The sequence below is a fragment of the Methanosarcina sp. genome (genome assembly GCF_035390745.1).
In the GTDB taxonomy this organism is placed as follows: Archaea; Halobacteriota; Methanosarcinia; order Methanosarcinales; family Methanosarcinaceae; genus Methanosarcina.
The window spans coordinates 106,270-121,727 of the sequence record NZ_DAOOUJ010000002.1 but is presented as its reverse complement, the minus strand read 5'-3'; the positions used below and the strand labels follow the sequence as shown (position 1 = coordinate 121,727).

Below are 15,458 nucleotides of genomic sequence, written 5' to 3'. Positions count from 1 at the left end.
ACTCATAGGATTCCCTGAAGTATCAAATAAAAAAATTGACTCCAAAGCGTAGTAACAATTGTGTAGCCTCGGATATTCCACAAGAAGTGAACTCCACTGATATATAATAAATCCCTGAAATTTAAATCCCTAGAATTATGTGAGGAAAATAACCTCCTTTACTTTGAGTTAACTTTCATATTATTTTACTCTGTATACCCCGCCAGTCCCTTGTTCGTTTACAGTATACTGTTCACCTTCCAATGTATTGTTTGTACTGTCAAAATTATAAAATATTTTAACTTCCGTGTTCAAACCTCCAGTGTTACCTTGCAATGTGTTATTTTGAGAATTTGCAAGCACAACTGAATATGAGTATCCACGTTTCACAATAGTGTTATTCAAAACTTTATTATTATTTGAATTAATAAGAGTCAGACTGAAATAGTTATGTAAAATCGAGTTATTATTTAGCTCATTATTAGACGACTCAGTGAGGTTTACACCATCCCATAAATTTGATACGGCGTTACCGGTTAATTTATTATTATCTGAATTTTCAAGACTAATTCCTTCTGCCTCATTATGATATCCAACAAATATTCCAACACCTGAGACTTTGTTGTTTTTTAATTGGTTATCATTAGAACTCTTTAAACAAATTCCTAGTGAGTTGTTAATCACTTCATTTTTTTCCAAGATATTCCTGTTTGAATCTTCAAGGTAAACTCCATACTTGTTATAACTTAGTTTATTTCCAGTTATATTACTGTAAGAACCACTACAATGGATGCCTACTCTTTCTGTTTCAGTTATGTTAAATCCACTAATTGTCACGTTGTCCGCAAGTACATAGAAAATATCTTTTTCTGGGTCTGCAGCCTGAATAATAGTATCAGTAGTTTCTTCTGGCTTCGAGATTATAACCAAAGGTTTATCCACAACCAGATTATCCTTATATAATCCTGGATAAATGATTACAGTACCACCGGAACTGGTATTGTTTATTGCCTGTTGTATCGAATCCCCTGGACGTACATAAACATTTATTGAATTATTGCTAACATTATCAAGAAACATATTGGTAGATATTCCATTGTCCTTTATATTGAAAATATAAAATATACAAGAGGTGAAAACTAGCAATAAGATAATTATTATTTTTGTATTAATTTTCGAGAGAAACATAACTACCAATCCGTAAAAAAGTATGGGGTGATTAAGGTCTCACCCATGTTGCAGTTGCAGTGTTCCAAGATCCAAAAGTAATGTAATGAGGACTTGAGCCACTCCAACCGTCATGCAACCAAACATAAACTGTTGTTACGCCTACGTTAGTAAAACCAACACATGTAACACTATGGTTTCCATAGGGGCTGGAACGTCCACTTCCAGTTTGACCACCGACCATGCTCAAGACAAATGGTCTATTTGAATTGATTTCGGACCTGAGTTCAGAAGTAGTCAAAGTACCATCGTTTGCAGCGTTAAAGTTTGTGTATCCATGGTCATTACAAACTGTCTCTATACCATCGTCGATCATACTTATTTGTGTACTATATTGAGATGTGCCCATTGCGCTTGCACATTCCGATATCAGCGTGTCACCACTTGGAAAATTTGGATATCCTTCCCCATCCCAATATCCCAAAACCATAGCACCTGCAGCTGGAGAACAACCTAATACATTAGCTAAATAATACGGAACATCAGAAACATTTTTAGTATAGCCAGTGGCTTGGATTGAATAGACACTTGCTTGACTTGACACTGTTTCTATATCAGCTCTTTTTTCGGTTATTCTGTTTTCTAAATCGTCCCATGCTTCTTCTATTTCCTCGCTTTCAACCATTTCTGCATTATATGTACTGGAAGAAAAATTCTCAGTTTCTTGGATTGTTAAATTTGATGTAACAAGATCTACAATAGCTTTCTTTTTAACCGTATTTTTACTGTCTTGAAGATCATATGTTGTGTAGTAGAATGTTGCACCTTCATAGACAGGCACACTTTCCCCAACGTTCAGTTTATTTTTGTTTGCATAGTTTTCTACTTCGTTTTCTGATTTCTCGACCATTGTAGAGATTTTAGTTGGGAGTTGCCCCTTTGAGAATTCAAGGATTGGATATTTATCTTTCGTGGCAGATGTAATTATGTAGCCATCATATTCGCTATTTTTCATCACGTCAAAGGAATATGCTGTGATATTTCCTTCCAAGTCATAAAATGTAATGTCAGGCTCAACAACTGCATTCTCCCATCCCGATAACTCAGGTATTGTTCCAGAAAGTTCTACCAGATAAAAAGCTGCAATTTCTTTTGCCATATCTATACTCAGGGTTGTAGATGTTTGTTCGTTGATACTTACTGGGAGTTCATTTGTCTCTGCATAGGCAATAGAACATGAACTTAGTAATAAAATTCCCATAAGTATTATAGTTCGTGTTAATTTACTCGTATTAGATAATACTCTGCTTCTTGCTTTCATTTCTTTCCACCTTATTTATATTCACGAAAAGGCAAGAATCAGCAAACTTTAATAGTCATGAAGTAGCATATTTCTTGCCTTCGGGTATGTGGGGTTCGGTAGAGTTTGAGACCTGTATTGAACCCCGCATAACATTCACACTTTGTGATTTTTTAGTTATTCATTATATAGTTTCTGTCCATGCTCTCAAACAATCAGCTGGCAGAAATATTTACAGATTTGTATATAGATCTGGAATGAATGCATGAAAATTAGTCGAGAGTTTGCACAAAAACTATATAAAGATCAGATAATAGATTGTTACTTTTATCGTTTTTTAACATACTTTATGCACAATATTAAATACTACGTATAGTGTGTTCCAACAAAATCCACTTAAATATCGCACGAAAATATAATTTTTGACGTTTTGATCCTTAGCCAAATCCAAATGTAGATTGTATATGTACACAAAGATCTGAAAAAATAATTAAAATGTTTATCTCTTAATTAGCCATTAATTTTTACCCTTCCAGATAAATTTCACAGCGTAGTCTAATATATCAGGGAAATGAATAAGACCTCTTCATATTTTAATGAAGAATCATAAAGAAAGAAATAGAAAATCATACTGAAAAGGATAGCAAAATATATTAAAATAAGAATATTATAAAATAGCTTAAATAATACAAGACGGATGGAAAATAACCGGCATGAAGATTTATATTGATGAGGAAAAATGTACAGGCTGCGGAGCATGTAAAGCTGCATGCCCTAAAGGCCCGAGGGTTTATTCCATTGAAGAAAAAAACGGTAAGAAGGTCTGTGTTGTAAAGGACCCATCTTACTGTCTGGGGTGCAGGATGTGCACGACTGCCTGCATGGCAGATGCGATTACCCTTGTAAACTGATTTTAAAATGTGTTCAGGATTGAGAAATTTGTCACTTGAAATTAGAGTAGTGCTTGTAGAACCCATGTACCAGGGAAACGTAGGGTCTGTTGCAAGAGCGATGAAAAACTTCGGGTATTCTGACCTTGTTCTGGTAAACCCCTGCGAACTTGAAGGGCAGGCAAGAGCAATGTCTTCTCACGCAAGGGATGTACTTGAAGGGGCAAGGATTACCTCAACCATCGAGGAAGCCGTAAGAGGTGCAGACCTGCTCATAGGGACTACAGGAGTCTCAAGCCTGAAAACGGGAGAACATGTTCGTCTCCCTCTTTATACCGTAAAGGAAGCAAAAGAAAAACTTAAAGGATACAGTGGCACTATCGCAGTCCTTTTCGGGCGTGAGGACAATGGGTTCAGCAATGACGAACTTAAAGGCTTTGATATGCTTATCACTGTCCCGACTTCGGAAATATATCCGATAATGAATCTTTCCCACGCCGTTGCAATTGTGCTTTACGAACTTTCGGAGCTTGAAGGAGGAAGCAACCCGCTTGCTGAGGGCTTTGACCTGCAGCTTCTTTATGAGCATCTGGATGAGCTGCTTGAGGAAATAGATTATCCGGCTCACAAAAAAGACAAAACTTCTCTGATGCTGAGGAGAATATTCGGAAGAGCAGGGCTGACCCCGAGAGAAGTCCAGACTCTCAGAGGCATAATAAGGAAAAGCGAGAGGAAAATGAGGCTTGCATCAGAGGCTGAAACCCTGCAAGAAAAGGAAAATTCAGAAATCATAGAAAAGTTCATATGATAATAAGCATGTCTTATCAGAATCTATTATACGTTTTTTTACTTTTTTAGGACCTTTTCAAGCAGAAACAACCTGATCAAAGATAGAAATTTTACATAAAAGACAATTTTTGAGAAAGTTATGACTGAAACAGAAAGCAAGTGGGACGAGAAACTAAAACGATTCTTTAAAGATTATTACTGGAATGAAATCCTTCAGCTGGCAAATGAATATCCTGACCAGCGGAGCCTTGGGGTCGATTTCACAGATATAGAAAAGTTTGACAGGGAGCTTTCGAAAGAGTTTCTGGAGCACCCGGGAGAACTCATATCTGCAGCCGAAGCCGCCCTGAAAGAAATCGACCTGCCTGTTGAAAAGAGCCTGGACCAGGCACATGTAAGGATTATAAAAATCCCTAACAGGGTCCCTATCAGGGAACTTAGAAGCAAACACCTCGCACGTTTTGTTGCAATTGAGGGCATGATAAGGAAGGCAACCGAGGTCAGGCCAAGAATAGTAAAAGCAGCTTTCCAGTGCCTCAGATGCGGGCACCTGACCATTGTGGAGCAGAACAGCTTCAAGTTTGAAGAACCTTTTGCAGGCTGTGAAAATGAGACCTGCGGAAAAAAAGGGCCTTTCAAGGTCTCAATAGAAGATTCAACCTTTATCGATGCCCAGAAACTTCAGATCCAGGAGTCTCCTGAAAACCTGAAAGGAGGCTCACAGCCCCAGAGTCTTGAAGTGGATGCTGAGGACGATCTCACTGGAAATGTTACCCCCGGTGACCGTGTTATAATCAACGGAATCCTGAAATCAAGGCAGCGCACCCTCAAGGATGGAAAATCAACTTTCTATGACCTCGTGCTGGAAGCAAATTCCATAGAGCGCCTTGACAAAGATTTTGACGAACTTGAAATAACTCCCGAAGACGAGGAAAAGATCCTTGAGCTTTCCCGTGACCCTGCAATTTATGAGAAAATCATAGGGTCCATTGCGCCCTCCATCTACGGATACGAAGATATCAAAGAAGCCCTTGCACTCCAGCTTTTCTCAGGGGTTGTGAAAAACCTCCCTGACGGCTCAAGGACAAGGGGAGATATCCATATGATGCTTGTAGGCGACCCCGGAATTGCAAAAAGCCAGCTTCTCCGTTATGTGGTCAAACTGTCTCCAAGAGGTGTCTTTGCTTCAGGGAGAAGTGCATCTGCAAGCGGTTTGACTGCGGCTGCTGTAAAAGACGACATGAACGACGGCAGATGGACAATAGAAGGCGGAGCTCTTGTCATGGCAGATATGGGGATTGCTGCTGTGGATGAAATGGACAAAATGAAAACAGAGGACAAAAGTGCTCTGCACGAGGCAATGGAACAGCAGACTATAAGTATAGCCAAAGCAGGGATTATTGCAACCCTGAAATCCAGGTGTGCCCTTCTTGGAGCTGCAAACCCTAAATACGGGCGCTTTGACCGGTACGAGGGGCTTGCTGAACAGATAAGCATGCCTCCTGCCCTGCTTTCCCGTTTTGACCTGATCTTCGTTTTGCTCGATACCCCAAACCACTCCCTGGACAGCAGGATAGCAAACCATATCCTTCAGTCGCATTATGCAGGTGAACTTTTTGAGCAGAGGCAAAAGCTTCCAGGATCCACGATTACGGAAGATTTTGTTGAGGCGGAACTGGAAGTAATCCAGCCAGTCATATCAGCAGAATTTATGCGGAAGTATATTGCATTTGCACGAAAAAATGTTTATCCGGTAATGGAAGAAGATGCAAGGCGTCACCTTATTAACTTCTATACAGATATCAGAAAGAGTGGGGAAGGCAAGAATACGCCGGTACCTGTGACTGCAAGGCAGCTTGAAGCGCTGGTCCGCCTCTCCGAAGCCAGTGCAAGGGTCCGCCTCAGTAATGTAGTCACCCTGGAAGATGCAAAACGGACTATAAGGATCACCATGAACTGCCTTAAAAACGTAGGAGTTGACCCTGAAACAGGAGCTCTTGATGCAGATATACTTGCTTCTGGCACAAGCATGAGCCAGAGAAATAAGATAAAACTCCTTAAAGATATAATAAAGAAGGTCTGTGAAAGACATCCCGGAGCTAAAGCCCCTCTTGAAGAGGTCTATGCAGAGGCTGAAAAAGAGCACGGCATAGACAGGGGACACGCAGAGGAATACATAAAGAAAATGAAGCAAAGAGGCGATATTCTCTCACCGGACCAGACCCACATCAGGCTCATCAATTAAGTTGAAAAACAGTTATTTCATACCTGAAACAGGTACTGTTCATCAGAGGAGCTCTCTAAGGCAGAAACAGCTTACCCGTAAACAAAATAATGATGGTTAAGCTGTAAATACTAAAAGGGCGAAATAGTACATAAAAAGGGGAAGTATGTATCTAAAGATTTACAAAAATGGAGAGCACGTGCTTGTTGCAGCCTGTGATAAGGAAGTGCTTGGAAAAACCCTGAAACACGGCAACACTATAGTGGAAATAAGCAGAGTATTCTATGAAGGAGAACTTGTCTCTGAGGGAGAACTTTATAAAGCTCTGGAAGAAGCTACTACTGCAAATCTCTTTGGGGAAAAAACGATCAAATACGCCATAAAATGCGGGCTTATTGATCCTGACTCTGTGATCATTATCGACTGCATACCCCATGCTCAGGTGTTTAGAGTTTGAAAAGCCCGTGACTTCTGAAATGGGAAATTCAAACGGCTGAAAACAGGGGCAATTCCCGGTTAAATTCTCCGGGCTGGCTCTACCAGGTCAGATAAAAAACAAAAAATTATAAAAAATAAACTTCAAAATCGTGATACTGTGAGCGGAAATATTGAAGAAACCGGGATCAGGATACTGACAGAAGGGGAACTGATTTCCAGGGTTGTGGAAAAACATAAAAGGTTTCTGGAAGAATACCGGAAAGAGTTTGAAGAACTGGACAGCAAACTGAGCCAGTATGAAGAAGACGCAAAAAATGCTAGGATTTCCAGAACCCGGATGGCGGAGCGAAAAGAAGTCCTGAAGGAAAAAAGGCAGCAGTATTACCATCAGGCAGAAGGGGTGCTCGAAAAAGAGCTGTTCCCGAAGCTGGACCGTGTAACTGCTGATAAAATAAAGGAAGATATTAAAAAGCTCAAAGGACAGATTGAACCCGAAGAGGAACAGAAACTTAAAGATTCTTTTATGGGAAACCTGCGCGAAATCTTCAGAGAGAAAGAAGTAGGGGATAACATTCTCCTGCAGACAGAGGCCAGATTGGAGGAAGCAAGCAGCTCAAATCTGGAGTTAAAAGAGATAAAAGAGTCTGAAAAACAACTTGAAGAGGATGATGGAAGCAAAAGCAGTGAAATTTCCAAAAATAAATCCCAGCACAAATGGCTCAGCACTAAAATAAAAAGTCACGAAGAAGCTCTGAGTTACTGGGAAAAACAAAAAGCATGAATTGTTTTGGAAACACGTGGGTGGTAGGACATGAACAACGACGTTTCAACAGCAGAAACTGCAACGGCCGACCTTTCAAACCTTAACGAACGGGAACTCAAGGGCAAGGTTAACGAGCTCAGGAGCAAGATAGAGAAAAGCGAAAGGCAGTTGGCTTCGATATTCAAGGACCTGAAAATAAACAGAACCGACATCGACGAACTGAAAGCAAAGAGAGATGCTCTGAATCAGCAGGTAAAGGAAAGGGTTGCAAAAGCGCAGGCACTTAGAGACCGCAGGGACGAAATCAATAAACAAATTGGCGAATACAAAGAGAAAAGAAGCGGGATAAATTCCAAAACCCAGGAACTTTTTTCAGGAATTGCCAACCTCAAGGAAAAGCGTGATGAGTGCAATAAACTCTCTCACGGAAGTGTGGAATCTCTTTCAAAGGCATATGAAGCTGAACTCGACGCTTTATTTAATAAAGAACTCCCCCTTGCAGTAGAGATAAAGATACTGCAGAAGCTCAACGACCTGAGTAAACGCCTGGAAGCTGCAAAAAAGGCAAATGAGCTCCATTCACAGATCCAGGAGAGTTATAAGGAATCAAAAGGAATTCATAAAGAAGGGGACGAATTCCACGAAAAAATCCAGGCACTTTCGGATGAGTCCCAGGCATGCCACCTTGAAATGCTTGAAAATTTCAAGACAGCAGATGAGATTCGAAAAGAAGCAAATACTTACCATGCCCAGCTTACCGACAAGATCGCAAACATAAACTCTATTAAAGAAAAAATCGATCCACTCAAGAATAACATCGCTAACAGCCGGAAAGAGCTCTCCTTATATCTTGATAAATTAAAAGATCTTCAGCTAACGAAAGATGAGAACAAAGTGAGCCAGAAGCATAACGATGCCCGTGAAAAGCTGCAGAAAAACGCACGGCTCAGCCTTGAAGACCTCAAGCTTCTTATAGAAAAAGGAGACGTAAAGTTCTCAAATGAATGAGAACTGAGAAGAAAAAAGTGTTTGAAAGCCGATTTAAAAAGTCTATTTCAGACTTTTGGCGTGAAAGTGCTCTCAAGTACTACCATTTTTTGGGCATGTTATTCGAAGAATATCATGCACGTTTTTTGGGAACTTTAGTCTCAGACATGGTTCCCACATTAAAAATCGATTTATGTTAGTATTATTTTGACTGAAATAATAGCTACTGGCCTCTTTTTACAAAATCATTTTTTCTTATATATTCCTGCAAAAACGCCGGTCATCAATAAAACGGCTCCAATGCTCAGAAGAAAAAGAGGAATGTCAAAACCTTCTGCCTGATTTTTGGATACAGGAGAAACAGAAGAGTTATTATCAGAGCTGTTTTCAGGAGAAATTGATTCTGTCTGGGGCGCAGGAAGTTTGGGGTCAAGGTACTGATATACAGGAGAGAACTTTACCAGCACTCCGCTTGCCCCACCGTATATAGTTTCCACTGTGAGGTTCAAAATCTCTGTAGAGTTGTTAGAATATACAAAAGTATCGCCCTTTCCAACAATAGCATCTTCAAGAAAAACGTCGTCTCTTCGAAGTTCGATCCATACTCTGTTGCCCTCGGAATTGGCGCCCTTTACGTGGATCTGATAATCCTGTAACAGAGTGTAATAGTTGCCCGACCGCACATAAATCTCATCCCCGTCAATTAAAATAATCGAAAGCCTCTCATTATTATCATGCTTATCATCCCCTGCGGCAGGAAGGGCTGTAAATGAGACGATAATTGAAAATAAAAAAAAGATCATAACGGAAGAAAAAATTGCATGGAAGAAACTAACTCCTTTCCTGCTTTTTCTTCCGTGTTTATTTGGGACGTGCATAAATGCATCTACCTGCAATAATTTCTTCCTTAGTATCATCTGCCTTCCTGATTATAAGTGCTCCGTCCGGAGTAACTCCTACAGCCCTGCCCTCTATAATCCTGGAAGGTGTGGTGACCTTTACTTCTTTGCCGATAGTATCCGAAAGAGCGAGCCAGTCATTGAGTATATGCGAAAACGGCTGAGTTTTGAAGCTTATATACTGCTGCTCAAGCTCGAAAAGGAAGTCCTGAAGGAACGAAACCCTTCTTATGTGCTTTCCAAGCTCGACTTTCAGAGTGGTCGAACCTGCACGGAAAGATTCGGGAATGTCTTTCATATCCATATTTACATTGATCCCTATGCCGAGCACGACATAATCCACTCTGTCCACTTCAGCTTTTGCTTCGGTAAGGATCCCGCAGACTTTCTTCCCGTTTATGCGGACATCATTGGGCCACTTGATACGGGCATCGAGCCCCATGTCGCGGATAACGTTTGCAACTGCAAGCCCGGCAACAAGGGTCAGCCTTGAGGCATGCCTGAGAGGAATCCCGGGCTTAAGGATCACAGACATCCATATCCCGCCGTGGGGAGAAACCCACTCTCTGCCCATGCGTCCCCTGCCTCCTTTCTGGATCTCAGCAATGACAAGGGTTCCTTCTTCTTCGGAAGCTGCGATTTCTTTAGCAACACTGTTGGTGGAGCTGACTTCCTCGAAGTAATGTATCTTCTTGCCCAGAAGAGTTGTTTTGAGACCCATCTGGATCTCATCAGGGTACAGGAGTTGAGGCACGGATTTCAGGACATAACCCCTCTTCGGGGAAGATTCGATTTCGTATCCGTCAGCCTGGAGGGATTTGATATATTTCCATACCATTGTCCTGGAAATTCCAAGCTTAAGCCCCAGTTCCTCTCCAGAAACTGGGGTCTTCTGTGCATCCTTAAGTGCCTTAATAATTCGAGATCGTTTATCTCCCATCCGCGCACCCCATATAAATGTATATGTTCCACCGTATATAATTTCTTAGTCCAAACATGTGCTCATACCATGATAAGCCGGAAACTCTTTTTCCTGTTTTCCGAAGAGTGAACTGTATCACTGCTGTGTATTCTTCGCCATATTAACATAGGCATGTACCGCAGCCGTGATCGCTGCAACCTTCTTGTCCTTAGCCTCAAGAGCCGAAGCCAGAGTAGCTCCTTTCTCACTGTCAGCTTTGACGACGTTTTCCACAGCCTCAAGGATATTCTCTTCTTCGATGAAGTTTGTTGTCAGATCACCCCTGCGAAATGCCGGATTCCTCATGACAGCTTTATGGAAGGGAATATTGGTTTTTACTCCCACAACCACATACTCATAGAGTGCCCGGTCCATCCTGGCAATAGCATCTTCTCTTTTTCTTGACCAGACGCAGAGTTTGGAAATCATGGAGTCATAGTAAGGAGAGATTGTATAACCTGTATGAACACCGCTGTCCACCCTTACTCCGGGCCCTCCGGCAGAACGGTACCTCCGAATCTTTCCAGGGGAAGGAGCAAAATCATTCAGGGGGTCCTCGGCGTTTATCCGACACTCGATTGCATGTCCATCAATAACGATATCATCCTGCCCGAACTCGAGTTTTTCACCCCAGGCAATCCTGAGCTGTTCCCTGACAATATCAACGCCCGTAACCATTTCGGTGATTCCGTGTTCCACCTGAAGGCGGGTATTGACTTCAAGGAAATAGAAATTTCCTTTAGAGTAAAGGAATTCAACGGTTCCTGCATTTACGTAGCCTATTGCTTTTGCAACCTTTACAGCAGCCTCTCCCATCTGCTTCCGGAGTTCAGGAGTCATGATAGGAGAAGGTGCTTCTTCAATCAGCTTCTGGTGCCTTCTCTGGATTGAACACTCCCTGTCCGAGAGGTAAACCATATTACCGTGCGAATCGGCAAGGATCTGAATCTCTATGTGCCTGGGCTCTTCTACGTACTTCTCAATAAATACCGAAGAATCCCCAAAAGCCGAGCCTGCCATCTGCCGGGTGGAACTTAATGAGGAAGCAAGCTCTTCTCTGGAATGAACGACTTTCATCCCTATTCCGCCACCTCCGGCAGATGCTTTGATAAGAACGGGATAGCCGATTTTTTCCGCAACTGCAAGGGCTTCTTCAGGGTCCTCAACAGCATCCTTTGTTCCGGGCACAACGGGCACTCCGGCTTTCATCATCAGATTCCGGGCACGGATTTTGCTTCCCATTTCAGAAATTACATGGCTCGGAGGGCCTATGAAAATAATACCCTCATCCTCACAGCGCTTTGCAAAGACAGGGTTTTCGGAAAGAAAACCGTAGCCGGGATGAATTGCCTCAGCTCCGGTATTTTTTGCAACTGCGATGATAGCTTCCATGTTCAGATAACTCTGGCTGGAAGGGGCAGGACCTATTAAATAAGCTTCATCTGCATACTTGGCAAAAAGGGCATTTTTGTCAGCCTCAGAACACACAGCGACTGTGGAAATTCCCAGTTCCCTGCAGGCACGCATAACCCTTATCGCTATTTCACCGCGGTTTGCAACGAGTACTTTTTTGAACATGATACCTCCACCCTGCCCGGTTTACTCGATTGACAGTATTATATCGCCGGGAGCAACAGTATCCCCTTCGGCAACAAAGATTTCCTTGACTACTCCCGAATGCGGGGCGTGGATTGCATTTTCCATCTTCATTGCTTCGATAACAGCTACTGTATCCCCTTCCTTGACGGCATCTTCTACCTTAACTTTAAGGGAAAGCACCATGCCCTGCATTGAGCATGAAACTCCTCCTTTGATGGATTCGGCACTTGGCTTTTTAGGGGATGCTTCTGAAATGGAAACCCCGCCGCCGATAGGCTCTATCTTGACTTCGTATACCTCATCGTCCACCTCGACTTTGAAGTGAGTCGGGATTGCATACTCTTTCGGGGCTGCAGGAGCAGGCGCGACGACTGTCAGGGCTTCTTCTTCCATTTCCCCTTTAAGGAACTTGGGAGCAATAGCCGGGTAAAGGATGTATGTAAGAATATCTTCTTCGGACTTTGCAATTCCCATTTCTTCTGCTTCTTTTTTCCTCTTCTCGTACTCGGGCTTGAGGAGGTCTGCAGGGCGGCAGTGAATCGGTTCTTCGTCGCCTATGATCTTTCCTATGATCTCAGGGGTTATCGGGGCAGGGGAGCGCCCGTAGAGCCCGCGTACGTAGTCTTTTACCTCTTTGGGGATGACCTTGTAGCGTTCTCCCATGAGCACGTTGAGCACAGCCTGTGTGCCTACAATCTGGCTCGTGGGAGTAACAAGAGGCGGATACCCAAGTTCTTCCCTGACTCTCGGCATTTCTTCAAGCACTGCCCCATACTTGTCAAGGGCATTCTGCTCTTTTAGCTGAGAGACAAGGTTGGAGAGCATGCCTCCCGGAATCTGGTAGATAAGAACGTTAGTGTCAATCTGTTCGGAAATAGGATCAAGGATTCCGCGGTACTTTTCTTTCAGGTCTTTAAAGTACCTGACAGCTTCTTCAAAAGCCCCGAGGTCAAGCCCTGTATCATACGGGGTTCCCTGGAGAGCTGCAACAACAGTCTCGGTAGGAGGCTGGGAGGTGCCCCACGCAAGTGGGGAAAGGGCTGTATCCAGGACATCCACTCCAACTGAGCAGGCTGCCATATAGCTCATGGGAGCCATTCCCGATGTGCAGTGGCAGTGAAGAGAAATTGGGATAGAGATCTCTTTTTTCATGGCACTTATTATTTTTGTGGCTTCATTGGGAGAGAGAAGACCTGCCATATCTTTGATACAGAGGGAGTCGCATTCCAGCTCTTCAAGCTGTTTTGCAAGTTCAACATACTTTTCTACCGTATGTACCGGACTTATGGTGTAGCAGACCGTGCCCTGGACGTGAGCTCCGAGTTTATTTGCCACTTTGATGGAAAGTTCCATATTCCGGATATCATTGACCGCATCAAAGACACGGAAGATGTCAATGCCGTTTTCATAGGCTTTGGTGACGAACTTTTCAACCACATCGTCCGAATAATGCCTGTACCCTACCAGGTTCTGGCCGCGGAGCAGCATCTGGGCATATGTGTTGTTCATCCCTTTCTTCAGGTCCCTGAGGCGCTGCCAGGGGTCTTCGTTAAGATAGCGAATACAGGAGTCAAAGGTGGCACCTCCCCACATCTCGAGGGAAAAATACCCAATCTGGTCCAGTTGTTCAACCACTTCGAGCATATCCCGTGTCCGCATTCTGGTTGCCAGGAGGGACTGGTGTGCATCCCGGAGGACGGTTTCAGTAATTTTTACACGCATGGATGAGCCTCTTAAATCGAATCAAAAAAACAGAATTGGTGGAATATACTCAACAGCCACTTTTCTGAGAGATTAATCAGGAGCCTGGAGTATATGGAAACCTGTTTTTTGATGCGGTTCTGTCAAAGCATTATTATTCTCCTGATTGCGGTTGATTGCAGCATTCTGAAGTTTGCTGGATAGGGGTTAATTCGGCGTAGATAACCGAATCTCAGGTACCGCATAATATATCAGGAGAGGATTGATATTGACGATATACCCGCAAAACACAACGTGTCCTGCGTCGAGAGAATATTTTTAGTAATACCATTGTTAACAAGTAAATACTTTTCGCTGGTGTTAACATTAGGGGATACTCTCTCAAAAGAAGCTTCTCAGGCTGAAAAATGATTACAATAGAATGATAAGAAAGTTACTGAAGCAGATAAGAAAAAGGGAAGGAAGAGGATAAATCAAAAGATGTCCCTGCCAAAGCTCAAGCTTGGGGCGATTAACTTTTTTGTTTCCGCCCAACAAAGAACCACTGGTCATAAGCGCCTTCCGCATCCGTATTGTCCACGATTTCTCCTTCTACTCCTGCCCTGAAGAGGGCATCAGCAAGAATTTCAATCTCGGGTTTGCTACTTACGGTAAAGAGCAGAACTGCCCCATCAGATGCAACAGAAACAGCCTCCCGTATAATGCGGACCCAGAGTTCTTTGTTGAAGTCATAGATAAGCCCCAGCATAAAACCCATTACGGCATCAAAACTCCCCGGCTCAAAATATCTTGAAACGGCTGTCGCATCCATTACCATGACTCTTTGAGGGTTCAGAACCTGCTGTTCGAGCCCCTGACAGACGGTACACTTGTTTACTTCTATTGCAAGGGGGTCCAGCCCTGATCTGTAAAGTGCAAGCGTTGACATCCCGTTTCCGCAGCAGACCTCAAGGAGCCTGCCTTCGGGATAATACCCTTTTTTCCGGAGAAGTTCAAGAATATCAGCAACTCTTTTTATGCGGTTTTCCGAAAAAACACTGCTGTAAGACTCAGGCCGGACAGAACAGCTGTCGCACATGTTCCTGTTGACAAGCATCAGGGAATAATATTCATTTACTGCCCTCATCCAGGCTTCGTAAGAAATTTCTACATCCTTTTCAGGCGGGATGAGGGCAAGAATGGAGTCTGCAAGAGCTTCAAATCTGGATTTCATAGCAGCCTGGGCAAAAGCTCCGGTAAATACTGACCAGAAGTCTACAGGAACATCCCCTTCTGCAGGATTAAAAAACAGCAATCCCAGTGTGTGCCCTGCCTGCCTGACCCTTACAAGCCGGGTGTTCTCCATATCAGGAAAGTTCTGGAATCTGTTTAGATACTGGAGCGTACGCTCAGGAGTTCTCTGGGAGGTATAACTTTCTTCAATAAGGTAGATCTCTTCATCTATGCCAAGGAGTTCCTGTAAGAGCATGTTTGACTAGATTCGAATAATCCAATATCAAGATTTCGAAAAAAGGATTTAAGACAGGCTGCAGGGAGTTTGGGTGAGAACAAATTAATGAAAATTGAGAGGATAAGGATCAAAAAGACCTGAAAGAAATTTACCGTCACCCATGATATCTTATAAAAATAATTCAAAATAAAAAAAGATAAAATGGGCTTTACAAAGTAAACAAAGGGGAAAAAGAGCATTAAAACCTGAATAAGATGGAAAGAAAACCCCGATATAAGCAAAAGTATTTATAGCATCTGATTACAAAATCA

Annotated in this window: 13 protein-coding genes; 6 read left to right on the top strand and 7 right to left on the bottom strand. The window is 42.7% G+C overall.

Features of this window, described 5'->3' with window-relative positions:
• Window positions 1-180: 180 nt before the first annotated feature.
• Both PLL47_RS01445 and PLL47_RS01440 read right to left on the bottom strand, forming a co-directional pair.
• Window positions 181-1,059, bottom strand: a complete 879-nt coding sequence (locus tag PLL47_RS01445) for a right-handed parallel beta-helix repeat-containing protein (RefSeq protein ID WP_324443993.1) — start codon at window positions 1,057-1,059, stop codon at window positions 181-183.
• A 139-nt stretch (window positions 1,060-1,198) separates the two neighbouring features.
• The gene (locus tag PLL47_RS01440; RefSeq protein ID WP_324443991.1) at window positions 1,199-2,467 is read right to left on the bottom strand and encodes a C39 family peptidase; all 1,269 of its coding nucleotides are present in this window, start codon (window positions 2,465-2,467) and stop codon (window positions 1,199-1,201) included.
• Window positions 2,468-3,159: 692 nt separating this feature from the next.
• Between PLL47_RS01440 and PLL47_RS01435 the strand changes: the two genes are divergently transcribed.
• From PLL47_RS01435 to PLL47_RS01410, 6 genes are all read left to right on the top strand, one after another.
• On the top strand, window positions 3,160-3,357 hold the full coding sequence (locus PLL47_RS01435; RefSeq protein WP_324443989.1) for a 4Fe-4S dicluster domain-containing protein: 198 nt from the start codon (window positions 3,160-3,162) through the stop codon (window positions 3,355-3,357).
• A 28-nt stretch (window positions 3,358-3,385) separates the two neighbouring features.
• Window positions 3,386-4,144: an RNA methyltransferase gene (locus tag PLL47_RS01430; RefSeq protein WP_324443987.1), complete on the top strand. Its 759-nt coding sequence runs from the start codon at window positions 3,386-3,388 to the stop codon at window positions 4,142-4,144.
• Window positions 4,145-4,264: 120 nt separating this feature from the next.
• The gene (locus PLL47_RS01425) at window positions 4,265-6,370 is read left to right on the top strand and encodes a minichromosome maintenance protein MCM (RefSeq protein WP_324443985.1); all 2,106 of its coding nucleotides are present in this window, start codon (window positions 4,265-4,267) and stop codon (window positions 6,368-6,370) included.
• A gap of 145 nt (window positions 6,371-6,515) precedes the next feature.
• Window positions 6,516-6,806 (top strand): DUF424 domain-containing protein, encoded by a 291-nt coding sequence (locus PLL47_RS01420; protein WP_324443983.1) that lies wholly within the window; start codon window positions 6,516-6,518, stop codon window positions 6,804-6,806.
• A 138-nt stretch (window positions 6,807-6,944) separates the two neighbouring features.
• Complete coding sequence (locus tag PLL47_RS01415; protein ID WP_324443981.1) at window positions 6,945-7,568, top strand: hypothetical protein; 624 nt, start codon at window positions 6,945-6,947, stop codon at window positions 7,566-7,568.
• A gap of 30 nt (window positions 7,569-7,598) precedes the next feature.
• Complete coding sequence (locus PLL47_RS01410) at window positions 7,599-8,558, top strand: coiled-coil protein (protein WP_324443979.1); 960 nt, start codon at window positions 7,599-7,601, stop codon at window positions 8,556-8,558.
• A gap of 224 nt (window positions 8,559-8,782) precedes the next feature.
• Here PLL47_RS01410 and PLL47_RS01405 read toward each other — a convergent pair whose 3' ends face one another.
• The 5 genes from PLL47_RS01405 to PLL47_RS01385 all read right to left on the bottom strand — a co-directional run bounded on the left by PLL47_RS01405 (window position 8,783) and on the right by PLL47_RS01385 (window position 15,165).
• Entirely contained in the window at window positions 8,783-9,415 is a 633-nt protein-coding gene (locus PLL47_RS01405) for an S-layer protein domain-containing protein (RefSeq protein ID WP_324443977.1), read from the bottom strand.
• Window positions 9,399-10,376, bottom strand: coding sequence for a biotin--[acetyl-CoA-carboxylase] ligase (locus tag PLL47_RS01400; protein WP_324443975.1), 978 nt, complete (start codon window positions 10,374-10,376; stop codon window positions 9,399-9,401). The genes PLL47_RS01405 and PLL47_RS01400 overlap by 17 nt, the downstream gene beginning before the upstream one ends.
• A 117-nt stretch (window positions 10,377-10,493) precedes the next feature.
• On the bottom strand, window positions 10,494-11,975 hold the full coding sequence (locus PLL47_RS01395; RefSeq protein WP_324443973.1) for an acetyl-CoA carboxylase biotin carboxylase subunit: 1,482 nt from the start codon (window positions 11,973-11,975) through the stop codon (window positions 10,494-10,496).
• Between the two features lie 21 nt (window positions 11,976-11,996).
• Window positions 11,997-13,718 carry a sodium-extruding oxaloacetate decarboxylase subunit alpha gene (oadA, locus tag PLL47_RS01390; RefSeq protein WP_324443971.1) on the bottom strand — a complete coding sequence of 574 codons (1,722 nt, stop codon included), beginning with the start codon at window positions 13,716-13,718 and terminating at the stop codon, window positions 11,997-11,999.
• A gap of 490 nt (window positions 13,719-14,208) precedes the next feature.
• Window positions 14,209-15,165, bottom strand: a complete 957-nt coding sequence (locus tag PLL47_RS01385; protein WP_324443969.1) for a class I SAM-dependent methyltransferase — start codon at window positions 15,163-15,165, stop codon at window positions 14,209-14,211.
• Window positions 15,166-15,458 lie beyond the last annotated feature (293 nt).